The 11,811-nt window shown below is 37.2% G+C and carries 14 protein-coding genes; all 14 read right to left on the bottom strand.

The genetic code is table 11. From position 1 onward, the window contains the following. A partial coding sequence (locus tag BLQ56_RS20960; RefSeq protein WP_476638781.1) for a flagellin N-terminal helical domain-containing protein occupies positions 1–321 on the bottom strand: 321 nt, incomplete at its 3' end. 246 nt (positions 322–567) lie between these two features. Then, positions 568–801 carry a carbon storage regulator CsrA gene (gene csrA / locus BLQ56_RS20955; RefSeq protein ID WP_090859261.1) on the bottom strand — a complete coding sequence of 78 codons (234 nt, stop codon included), beginning with the start codon at positions 799–801 and terminating at the stop codon, positions 568–570. An 11-nt stretch (positions 802–812) separates the two neighbouring features. Continuing rightward, positions 813–1,247 carry a flagellar assembly protein FliW gene (fliW, locus tag BLQ56_RS20950; RefSeq protein ID WP_090859259.1) on the bottom strand — a complete coding sequence of 145 codons (435 nt, stop codon included), beginning with the start codon at positions 1,245–1,247 and terminating at the stop codon, positions 813–815. Between the two features lie 18 nt (positions 1,248–1,265). Further along, positions 1,266–1,865 (bottom strand): DUF6470 family protein, encoded by a 600-nt coding sequence (locus BLQ56_RS20945; protein ID WP_338011863.1) that lies wholly within the window; start codon positions 1,863–1,865, stop codon positions 1,266–1,268. A gap of 274 nt (positions 1,866–2,139) precedes the next feature. Next, positions 2,140–3,021 (bottom strand): flagellar hook-associated protein FlgL, encoded by an 882-nt coding sequence (gene flgL, locus BLQ56_RS20940; protein WP_090859255.1) that lies wholly within the window; start codon positions 3,019–3,021, stop codon positions 2,140–2,142. A gap of 10 nt (positions 3,022–3,031) precedes the next feature. Beyond that, the gene (gene flgK, locus BLQ56_RS20935; RefSeq protein ID WP_090859253.1) at positions 3,032–4,576 is read right to left on the bottom strand and encodes a flagellar hook-associated protein FlgK; all 1,545 of its coding nucleotides are present in this window, start codon (positions 4,574–4,576) and stop codon (positions 3,032–3,034) included. 23 nt (positions 4,577–4,599) lie between these two features. Further along, a complete protein-coding gene (locus BLQ56_RS20930; RefSeq protein ID WP_090859251.1) occupies positions 4,600–5,097 on the bottom strand; it encodes a flagellar protein FlgN in 498 nt (165 codons plus the stop codon). A gap of 23 nt (positions 5,098–5,120) precedes the next feature. Beyond that, positions 5,121–5,381, bottom strand: coding sequence for a flagellar biosynthesis anti-sigma factor FlgM (gene flgM, locus BLQ56_RS20925; RefSeq protein WP_090859249.1), 261 nt, complete (start codon positions 5,379–5,381; stop codon positions 5,121–5,123). Positions 5,382–5,448: 67 nt separating this feature from the next. Further along, positions 5,449–5,859 carry a TIGR03826 family flagellar region protein gene (locus BLQ56_RS20920; protein ID WP_090859247.1) on the bottom strand — a complete coding sequence of 137 codons (411 nt, stop codon included), beginning with the start codon at positions 5,857–5,859 and terminating at the stop codon, positions 5,449–5,451. Between the two features lie 69 nt (positions 5,860–5,928). Continuing rightward, positions 5,929–6,633 carry a ComF family protein gene (locus tag BLQ56_RS20915; protein WP_090859246.1) on the bottom strand — a complete coding sequence of 235 codons (705 nt, stop codon included), beginning with the start codon at positions 6,631–6,633 and terminating at the stop codon, positions 5,929–5,931. Positions 6,634–6,639: 6 nt separating this feature from the next. Then, the gene (locus tag BLQ56_RS20910) at positions 6,640–8,142 is read right to left on the bottom strand and encodes an ATP-dependent helicase ComFA (protein ID WP_090859244.1); all 1,503 of its coding nucleotides are present in this window, start codon (positions 8,140–8,142) and stop codon (positions 6,640–6,642) included. 72 nt (positions 8,143–8,214) lie between these two features. Beyond that, positions 8,215–9,057 carry a DegV family protein gene (locus BLQ56_RS20905; protein WP_090859242.1) on the bottom strand — a complete coding sequence of 281 codons (843 nt, stop codon included), beginning with the start codon at positions 9,055–9,057 and terminating at the stop codon, positions 8,215–8,217. A gap of 506 nt (positions 9,058–9,563) precedes the next feature. Beyond that, positions 9,564–10,040, bottom strand: a complete 477-nt coding sequence (locus BLQ56_RS20900) for a chemotaxis protein CheX (RefSeq protein WP_175490410.1) — start codon at positions 10,038–10,040, stop codon at positions 9,564–9,566. Positions 10,041–10,071: 31 nt separating this feature from the next. Continuing rightward, entirely contained in the window at positions 10,072–11,727 is a 1,656-nt protein-coding gene (locus BLQ56_RS24170) for a response regulator transcription factor (RefSeq protein WP_274380254.1), read from the bottom strand. Positions 11,728–11,811: the final 84 nt, after the last annotated feature.

The raw sequence follows: 11,811 nt of genomic DNA, 5'->3' as shown, positions 1-11,811 counted from the left end.
ACGATCAGAAGTTACGTTCGTATCGTTGGAAGATTGAACTGCTAATTCACGCATACGTTGTAAAATTGAATGTGTTTCATTTAATGCACCTTCAGCTGTTTGCATTAAAGAAATTCCATCTTGAGCATTACGAGAAGCTTGCTCTAATCCACGAACTTGTCCACGCATTTTTTCTGAGATTGCAAGTCCTGCTGCGTCGTCTCCTGCACGGTTGATACGTAAACCTGAAGATAATTTCTCCATTGATTTAGCTTGTGCTCTTGAAGCTGTTGTTAATTGACGGTGTGTATTAAGAGCTGCGATATTGTGATTAATTCTCATTTTAATATTTCCTCCTTGAAATTAGGTTGTTTTTTGACTCCACATCCTTGTGGAGTTTTTAATCTACAAGCAAATGGTCTTTAAAGTCGGCCGCCTTATCAACCATTTGCCTTACAAAATGTATATCGGAATGATTAGAAAAGTGTTTAATAGTTTTAGAGATTTTTTTATTTTTTCTTTGATTAGTATTCGTTAAATATCTACTACTAGTTCTAATAAAGAAAATAAAAAAATCCCAACAGGTTGTCAGGATTCTCTCTTTATAGATGTATTTAATAGTCTTAATAAATCAACAGAAGATTGAGTTGCTTGATTATTTTCATTTTGTATCGTTATATATACTTCTTTTCGGTGGATTTCTATATTCTTCGGGGCGTTTATCCCAATCTTTACTTGATCACCTGAAACGGAAAGAACTGTAATTTCAATATTATCACCAATTTGGATTGATTCATTTGTTTTTCTACTTAAAACAAGCATCTCTCACCCTCCTATCGGACCTTTTCTTGGATTAGCTGATGTCTGGTTGTATAGTTGGTGTCGTTTAAAATCACTTGCTTCCCAAGGTTCTTTGCCGTATTAACAATAACTGGTGCTTGGAGATTTGCTGTTGTTTTTTCAAATGGATCTTGGACCGTTAATATTGAGTAAATCACAACATCTTGTTCTGTTTTAATCTGTAAATCATCTACAATATGCTCAGGTAGTTCAATATCATACTCTTTAAAAAAGGTAAATGGACTTGTTAAGACAAACCCCAAACTAGCTGTGTTAATCGATTGAAGAATCAGAAACAGACTATCATCTGAGAAAGGTAGTAACACAAATGATTTTTCGTCAATAAATCCTGGGATTCCATGCTCGAAGGTGATAAGTTCCTCTTTGGCAACTTCTACTTCTCCATGGTATTTAGTATTTACTTTCATACCTTCACAACCTTACTATTATATTTCCTGTTCATAGTTTATACCAACATGCTTCAAATTAACAAAGTCTATCTTCAACGATTCTCTTTGAGCTAATTCGATGTCGACATTTCCTGGTGTGTACTCTACAATAGGCTTGTTTGTTTGCACATTAATAATTGGTTTGTTAACCTTCCAATCAATCTCAACTTTACTTGGTGTATAGCTGGTTTTCACACTGAAGTGTGATGGAATCCAACCAATATTAAACTCCTTCCAAGGCTTTTGACTATTCACCTTCGCATGCTGAGGCATTGGATTACTCTTATTCTCAATCTTCATAATATCATTACCTTCTTGTGCTCTTCTTGCTATGCCCGCTAATACATCACTTTTTCCTTTTTGTGCTTCTTCGGAAATTCGCCGTGAAATGTGTTTAAGATCCATGTCCGCCCATGCTTCTGTTTGATCAATCGAAAGTTTCGAAGGTGTTCGTTCAATATGTAACTCTGCTTTCGGTTGCTCAATTGTCATATCTGCTGGTTTACTTTGAATATCTAATTTGGCATGATTTGTTTTTAATTGTAATTTTGCATATTGCGATTCAAGTCTTATTTGTGGAAAATTCAACTTCTCCACCTCCTGTAAGAGTAAAAGTAATTTTTCTGAAAGATTGATAACGTTTTTACTTTATTAACTTAAGATTAAGCGGTTGATTGGTGCGTAAGGTGTGTGACTCCTGCGGGATGCGCAGGGAGGATGAGACCCCACAGGAGCATAGCGACGAGAAGGCTCATCACCTGCCCCGCGGAAAGCACACACCTGGAGTGCAAATCAACAAACCTAGATTAAGTAGCAACAAAGTTTACGAAAACAACCTAGTAAAAAAAGCTATCCATTAGATAGATAGCTCTTAGCGTAAAAAGTCCAAAAGTGAAGGCTGTATAATACGTGACCCTACTCCAAGTGCTGCTCTGTGAACACTTTCCTGTGTAGTTAGATCAATAATTACCTTTTCAAGTTCAGCATCTTCATTATCCGAAATGATTTTCGTTGCAATTACAGATTGCTGACTTAAGCGATCATCAATTAACTCTACACGATTATATCTTGCCCCTAAGTCTGCACGTACTGCAGTAACATTTGATGCATGCGAATCTAATGTAGTTAAAAAGTTATCAATATCTCCGCTACCTGTTTCCATTGCATTTACTAAATTTTCGAGGTCTTCAAATAGATTACTTCCCGATCCAGTAAACAATTGAGTGCCATCTACGTTCGTATTCAAATTGACACCCTTAGATACCGTAATGAGAACCTGGTTATTATTATCTGGTGCTATTTTTCCATTTGCAAGATCGATTGGAGCAACTGTTGTGTTACTACCATTGAACAAATATTTATTCCCAACCTTTGTATTCGATATATTAGCAATATGCTCTTTTATCTGTTTAACCTCAACAGCGATACTCTTTAAATCATCAGGACTATTTGTCCCATTACTCGCCTGAACAGTCAATTCTCTCACACGCTGTAATGCATTGGTCATATCATCTAAAGCTGAATCACTTGATTCCATCCAGTTATAAACTTCAGATAAGTTACGTTGATATTGCTCAACCTCTGTAAGGTCTGTACGATATCTCATCCCTTTAATTGCAACAACAGGGTCATCAGAAGGCTTAGTGATTTTCTTTCCAGTCGCTAATTGATCCTGTAACTTTCCCATATTAGAGTAACTTTGGCTTAGATTTTTCAACATATTATTACTTAACATTGTTTGTGTTACGCGCATTGTTTAATCCCTACCTTCCTACTAGACCCATACGGTTAATAATCGTATCGAGCATTTCATCTATAACTGTTAAATTACGTGCAGAGGCATTGTAGGCATGCTGAAATTTAACCATATTTGTCATTTCTTCATCAATAGAAACACCACTAACTGATTGGCGATTTGTTTCAACTGAATCACGAAGTACTTTTGAGTTGTCTTTTAATCTTGTTGCTTCCTGTGAATCTACTCCCATTTTACCAATCATAGATTCATAGAATGCTTGAATCGTACCAGCTGTAATCGGGAATGTCTTGCCAGCAGGAGGTGTGACAGATGAGAAGTTTGTGTTTTTTACTTCAGCAAGGTTTAAAGCATTTTGTCCATTACCTGCTTGATTTACGGACGTAGATGCCGCTATGTTATTCAAGTTTTCCACATCAGTTGATAAGCCAATTTTAGTGGCAGCACCTTTATAATTAGCACCAAGGTCAGCAAAAAACAACTTTCCTTGTTCACTTGGGCTTGTTGAACTAGCCAATGTATACCCTTGTGTATGAACTGCATTAAACTGTGTAGCAAATGAATAGGCGATTTGATCAAGTTGGTCAAGCATGTCAGGGAAAACACCCTTTACTTGTCCAGCCTCTTCATATCCATAAGAATTAATCAAACCTTTTAATTTCCCACTATCTTTAAGGTCTAAATTTACTCCACCAACTGTAACACCTGTAATAGGTCCTGTTGGTACACCAGTACCAGCTTCAGTAGGTGTAACTGAAAGTATTTTAGCTTCTGAACCATTAACAAGTGAGATGGATTGTCCATTTTTATCAACGAATGAAACATTGACCATACCTTCTGCAATCGCAAGTGCATTTCCACCGCTTTTTACATTCTCGATCTTAATCTCACCGAAGGAAGAAAGTGAATCTAGTAAACGGTCACGCTCATCGTATAAATCATTAGGAAGATAGCCGTTTGGCTCAACTTCGGAAATCTGTTTATTAATCTGTGAAATCTGGCTCGCAATTGAATTAATCGACTTCACACTTACATTGATTTCGTTCCCAAGATCCTTTTGGACAGCTGTAAGTGAGTTTGATAGATATTGAAATGTTTCAGATACCGCTAACCCACGCTGTCTCACTACTGAACGAGCACCTGCGTCTTCTGGATTTACTGCTAAGTCCTGTAGTGATTGCCAGAAGCGATCCATTGTTTTAGCAAGTCCACTTTCACTTGGTTCGTTCATGATTTGTTCCATTTTATCTAACCCGGTTGCACGAGAATCCCAGTATCCTATTTTGCTACTTTCAGAGCGATATTGAACATCTAGAAAACTCTCTCTTACACGTTGAACAGATCCTGCTTCAACACCTGTTCCCATTTGGCCCGCTATTTTTGGTTGATTAATCGAAGGATTCGGGAATGGAGATGTTGCTGTGAAATTCACTCGTTGACGTGTATAACCTTCTGTATTTGCATTTGAAATATTATGTCCTGTTGTATATAAAGCATTTTGTTGTGTGACCATCCCACGGCGGGCAGTTTCTAATCCAGAAAATGTAGACATGTTCTATTTTTCCTCCATTCCTTCTATGCTTGTGAATCAAACATTGAGCGTCTTTGTGTATTTTTTTCTTGAGGAGCATTTAATGGATTCCCATAATTCAGCTCTTTTGGTTTAGGTAAGATTGTATCAAGTGTCATATTTACTACCTGTAAAGATTGTGAGGTTAATTGTTGATTTAGTTCATTTTGAGTTTTTAATTGAGTTATTTTTTCTACTAATTCTTGTTGTAGTTGAATTAAATTTGTTCGTTCTGGTTCATTAATTGTTTCAATATATTTGGTTAATGTCTGATCACTTTGAGGAGTACCCAAACGGTGGAACTCTACCTGCATGATTTCGACACGTTCGTGTTCAATTTGACGAATCGCTAAGATATATTTCTGCTCTTCTTTCAAATGTTCATCAAGGGAAGGTATGTCACCAGTTTTTAGAATCTCTGTTTTTTTCATTGCTAACTGATGAAGTGCCGAATGAAGTGTGAGTAGCTTTCGTAACAGATCGATAATTTTCGTTGCTGACATACGTTTCCCCTCCTATCCTTAGGCTAAGATTTGAAATAATAATTCACGATGCTTTTCGCTATTTTTTCAGGGTCTACTTTGTAAGTACCATTTTGAACCTGTTGCTTAAGGGCATCTATTTTTTCTTGACGTTCTAGTGTGACAGCAGATGTTTCTTGTAATTGCTTTGCAGCTGAAGAAATTTCAACCTTATCCGTTTTTACTGTTTTTTCAGTTTGAACGACTTTGTTTACTTGTTTTTTATAAGGATTAATTCCTGCTAAATTCGTTTGATTTATTTTCATCATTCTGTCCTCGCTTTCCATTCCGTACTTGTATCTATGATATATATCGGTAATTCCGCTAAATTGTTTAGCGATCAGAGTAAAATGTTGATTTCTTTTCGGCTTCCTTGAGCTTCTTCGCGTGTTCTTGCTCCTTTTCCAACTGTGACATTTGACTACGTATGCCTCCAGCACAGTTTTTACAAAGCTTTCCTTCACGAATTAATGTACTACAACTATCACATGGATATCCCATATTCGGAAACTGTGCGAGTTGAAGCTTTCCAGTGCGGATAAAGCGATAGATTAAATCCTCTTCAACACCTGTAGCTGCAACTACTTCTTTAATCGTTGCTGTACGGTTTTCTCTTTTTCTTATAAATTCATGAACCGTTTTAAATTTAAGGTCTTCTTCTTTATAACAACCATCGCAAACAGCGCGAATATTATTTTTCATAAATAATGTCCCACATTTAGGACAGTTTGCTAATTCTGACATGTTAATTTCTCCTCTTAATTCATCTTACTTTTTATATCGGTCCTATTTTCGTTTATTTTAACAAAATGTTTAAGATCTTACTAATGTTAATGAAGAAACTGATTCTGCCCCTGAAGATAATAAGATCTGTGCAGCATGTCTGATCGTTGATCCTGTTGTATAAATGTCATCAATCAATAAAATCTGACTCCCTTTTAAATCCATTTCTTCCTTCATTTTAAACACATGATCCGATTCGATTCTTTTCTCTCGGGACTTTTTGGATTGTTTTTCAAGATGAATACGTGTAAGGATTTCTTTAGGATGCCCAAGAAATTCAGCAAATACAAGTGATTGGTTAAACCCGCGCTCATAGAGCCGTTCTTGACTTAATGGAATCGGGACAATCATCATCGAAGTGGAAAAATACTGCTTGTAGGTTTGAATGAGGTCTTTTTTGAAGGAGAGACTAAGTTGATGATCTCCTCTAAACTTGTATGTTGATAAGATTTCTTTCATAAAATCATTATAGGTAAATACAGACCGATTCGTTTTGAGGGAATCTTTCCATATCGGGTCCTCAGACCACCGAACACAGTCATAGCAACGATCTTGAAAGATATATTCTTCTGAAAGTTTTTCTAAAGGTCTCCCACAGTCTTCACAGAGCTTCCCCTTAATCCTTTCAAGTGAGTGTGAACATTGAGCACATAGAGGTGTAGGATCACCGTAATAGAACAATGAATTCCATGTAACTTCAGAGTAGGAGTTAAAGCATATCATACAGTTGGCCAATCAATGTCACTCCCCAATTAGTAAATTTCGTTTAAAACCTTCTTTATTCATATCTTCAATATGGGTTTTTGCTGCAATCATCGCTTTTGTTTTTCCATAATGAAAAAAAGTAATATCCCCTGTTGGGTAGCTTGCACTCCGACCAACACGGCCACTTATTTGTACAAGTGCGCTTTCGGTAAAGATTGCATCCTCAGCACCAAGGACTGCGACATCAATATTAGGAACGGTGACGCCTCGTTCGAGGATGGTTGTGGTGATTAAAATGGGGATCTCTCCTTGACGAAAAGAGGTAACCTTTTCCTTCCGATTCTGATCTTCTGAATAGACCGCCGTTATACGTGAGTCAAGTTTCTTCAAGAGAGAAACTAAGCTTTCTGCTTCGTGGACATGAGGGATAAATAAAAAGGCTTGTTTACGATTGGATAAGTGATTCAAAATCCACTTAGTAAGAATCGCGGGAATCTGTTTTTTCTTTAGTAGTTTCCTCCAGTTTCCACACCACTTAAAGGTTGGAACAGGCAATGGACGTTTGTGATATCTTGCAGGGATGGTAATGGCGTGACGTTTTCCTTGTTTCACTTCATGTTGCCAAGCAGGACTTGGTGTGGCAGATAAATAGACTGTGCTAGCATCTGGCTTTTTTGAATGTTGGACTGCGTACTCAAGCATTGGCTCTGATGAATAAGGGAAAGCGTCCGCTTCATCGATAATCACTACATCAAAGGCCCGGTAAAAGCGCAGGAGTTGGTGTGTGGTCGATAATGTGAGGGGAGCAAACTTGTGACGATCCTCACTTCCACCATATAGTGCGATTACTTCTGTATGCGGAAATGCTGCTTTCATTCGTGGAACGAGTTCGATCACGACATCTGTTCGGGGTGTCGCGAGGCAAACCCTTTTACCGTTTAAAATGGCTTGCGCAATACCGTCAAATAATACTTCAGTTTTTCCAGCACCACAAACCGCCCAACATAATATTTCACGATTCTCATTGATTACTTTAACAACTTCGGTTGATGCAGTCTGCTGTGCTAAGGACAGTTGTCCAGACCATTTAAGCGGATGCTCTAGAGTTATGATATTAATTTCAGGACCTATCCAGGATACTAGTGGTGTACATTGACTTATTCTGCCCATTGTAATGCATTTTCTACAATAAAAGCATTCTGAATGACAGCGTGCACAATGAAAAGCTGAGAAAAGAAAGCTGTCCTCATTTCCACACCGGTTACAAAACAGGTCTTGTCCATATGCTATGCCAGGTCGATAGCTTACAAATCCATTTTCATAATGCTGTTGAATAAGTTCAATTGGAAATGGAAGATCATCAAAAAGTAATTGTTTTCCTTGCAGAAAGTCTTGTAGTTCTGTTGAGAAGTGGAAGCCGGGATTACGGGGTGTAGTGTGGATTTTATCAGGGAAATGACTTATGGGAATAAAGGATGTATTTTCACAGGGGGTTGTGACATTAGGGACAAGTAGTTGATTGATTTTGGTGAATTTCATATATACCTCCATTCTATTTCTTATTTTACAACAAAAAATCAGCACTGCAACCACTTGCAGCGCTGGACACAATTATTTCATATACCAACCTAAGCCCATTGCACCTTCACCAAGATGTGTTCCGACCACTGGGCCAAAGTGGCTAATCATAAACTCTACATGAGGATATTTTTCACTCATTTCAGCCAGAAGTTCTTCTGCTTCTTCAGGTCGATTAGCATGGATAATGGAAGCCACCATTGGTGCTCCCTTACTTGCATCTTCATCAAAAAGCTCAAACAATCTTTTCATTGCTTTTTTTCGTGTCCGTATTTTTTCAAATGGAACAATCACCTTGTCAACAAAATGGAGAATTGGTTTCACTTGAAGAAGACTGCCCACAAAGGCTTGGGCACCACTTAAACGGCCACCTTTTTGAAGATTTGTTAAGTCATCTACCATGAAATAAGCTCGAGATGACTTTTTCATCTCCTGAAGTCGGCTCATAATTTCTTGTGGTTCTTTTCCTTCGTTCGCCATTTCAGCTGCTTCAAGCACGTAAAACCCTTGAATAATTGCACTGATTTCAGTATCAAATGTGTGAACTTCGATACCTTCAACCATTGTTCCGGCTGTAACAGCTCCTTGGTATGTACCACTAATTCCGCTAGATAAATGAATACTGATTATATGATCATATTCCTTAGCTAGACTTTCAAATAACTCTACGAACTTCCCAACAGGTGGTTGTGAAGTAGTTGGTAAGTCTGTTTTCACTTTCATTTCTTCATAAAATTGTGCTGCTGATATATCTTGCTCTTCCGCATAAACCTCTTCGCCGAAAATAACACTAAGAGGAATCATATGTATATGTAGATTTTCTCGCATCTCTTTCGGTATGTAAGCTGTACTATCAGTTACAATTGCCGTTTTCATATCATTATCCATCCTTATGTTAAAGTGTCATGTTACTTATCATCTAAAAATCATTATTTAAAAAACTGTTTTCAAAACTTTTTACTATTCCACTATCACAAAAGTTGATTTCCACACTCCAGGGCGATCTTTCCGCAGGGCAGGCGATGAGCCTCCTCGTCACTTACGCTCCTGCGGGGTCTCATCTGACCCGCACGTCCCGCAGGAGTCTCGCACCTTCTGTTCCAATCAAATAGTACTTATTGAAAACAGCCTCTAAAATAGATCTTAATCATTCTTATTTTATATGAATATGTCCAAAATTGCACCTGTTTGTTCACATGTTTACCTAATTCAGGAAATCATATTCAAAACTAGACTTATGTCACCTCTATTCACCATTGAAATGAGACGTCAGAACCGTCCCCATGCACCAAATTTGAGCCACACAACCTAGACCATTAAGTCCAAAGAAAAAAGTGTCTTACACGGTGATGAGTGTAGACACTTACGTTATTGTTAGTATATTATGCTTCATTGGAAAACATGAGGATTGCGTCTAGTTGTGTTCCGTTATTTTCATAGTAGAGCGCGACACTAAGGGCTTTATTTTGATCTTCCACTTTAAAAACCCCATCTTCCATTAATACTGGTGATGTAATATCTGTTTTTAACGACCATTTAGTAAGGTTTGTTGATAGTGTACCAGCAATCATATTCCCTACTTCACCTGTGAAGGAGGTAAGCATTTCACCATCTAATCTCATCCCATATAACAGTTCTGCGATTGAAGAGAAGGTTTCCCTTTCCCCTTTGAGAAATAAACTTCCTTTCATATCACCAATAAATCCAACTGATACACCTAATTCAATTGAAATCTCTGTTGAACCAATCGCTTCCGATGTATTTACAGTTGGTTGAGCCGGAATGACGCTATTAATTGAGAGTACAATTTCATTAAAAAGTGTTTCAAACGAGGGTTGTTTTATTGAATCAGTTTGCATATGTCTGCATCCTCCCAGCCCATCATAAAAATTATGAGCTATACTTAATTTTATAAATTTTTGCCATCGCTTGAACTCTGTCAGCAACATCCAGCTTTCTGAAGATATTCGTAAGATGGTTCTTCACTGTATGAATACTAATGGTCAAATCCTCAGCTACTTCTTGATTATTTAATCCCTCAAGAATGAGGTGTAACACCTCTTGTTCTCTAGCAGTCAATGGTAGCTGCTTGATCACACTTTTAACATCCTTGACCTTTTCAATATCTTCTAGATCAATGGTTTTACCAGTATAACTATGATGATCGAGTTGAATGACGTTTTCTTGGTAATCATGTTGGTTTCTTATGTCTTCTTCCATAGTAACTCGTGGTTTTGAAAGTTGAACTTTGTGATCACAAATAAAAAGCCTGTCTAAACTGATATTAACTAAAATATCAATCACTCTTATTAGTTCATCGAATATTGCCTCAGGGCCTGAGGTGAATGTAATCCCCCCGATAAAGACATTGTCTGTTACAAGTCTTCGTTGGATGAGTCCATTGACATTCGTATATAGCTCCCTATGAGACTCGTCATCGTTAATTGGACCTTCTAAGAGTTTCTGATGCATGTCCATCATTTCATCGGTAAAATGACCACGAGAATAGAATTTATCACTTTTCAACGTTAAACCAAATGTCGAAATGACGTTTGCTGAAATAAAAATATCTAATAACTTGTAAATAATGCTCTCCCGATTATCGCTATGTGCAATCACTTCTAAGAAATCCATCAGTAAATGATAATAGCTGCTAGTATCATTAGCCTTGCTAATCATCCTGATCAATTTTTGTGAAAGAATGGCATAGGTTAGATAGGCTTCTGCAAGCTCGATGTCTTCCTCGTACATTTTTACAGATCGATTGGTCCCACCAAACCAGATTCCACTACACTTCCCATCATCTATCAAAGGAAAGGCATATAGGTGATTAGGACTCATGCCATGTTTCTTGAAAAAATCGATTCTTGTGGAAACTTCGAGATTTTCCCAGACCATTTTCTTTCCAAGAGCAGCACATTGTCCTAAAAGGCCCTCACCTACAAAAAAGGAAGCACCTTCAAGAAGAGAATTCTCACTACCTACAATATGTTTTACTGTAAATACATGTTGATCAACTTTTTCCGCATAACCGAGAAAGTCCATGTGATAGAGACGTTGATGACATTCATCCATTAACTTAATCATCAAGTTTGAGTTGTCTATTAAGTTTGAATCCATTAATTCACTAAGTATTTTGGAGCGTTCCTCAATATTCTTTTTCTTATCATAACTATTAATTAAAGCCATTAAAACCTCTGATAATACATTCACTTTCGACATAACTTTACTAAAATCAAATGTATCTTGATATGCAAATGGACCAGCAACTAACATATACTTATAAACACTACGGCCAGACATAATAGGAGAAATGATAAAATTTTGGTCTGGTATATCATCGATATTAACTACTGTCGACGTATCAAGAGATTCTTGGCTATTGACCATATTAAATATGAAATCACCATGATTCAACTGACTAACTTTGTTATTTTTATTCATAGCCATAATATTTTGTTCATTGTCGATAACCAATAAATCTATCCCTATTGAGTAATAGTAGGTCTCTACTAGATCTTCTAGAAGAATTTTTAGTCCTTTCAATACAAGCCACCTCAAAATCAAGACATTCCTTCTTACTATTATCGACAATTTTCTACATTTGTGAATGGCAAGTATTTTCCAACT

It is taken from the genome of Litchfieldia salsa (assembly GCF_900104555.1).
GTDB lineage: Bacteria > Bacillota > Bacilli > Bacillales > Bacillaceae_L > Litchfieldia > Litchfieldia salsa.
Note: the sequence above shows the minus strand (reverse complement) of the source record. Positions and strands in the feature narration are given on the sequence as shown.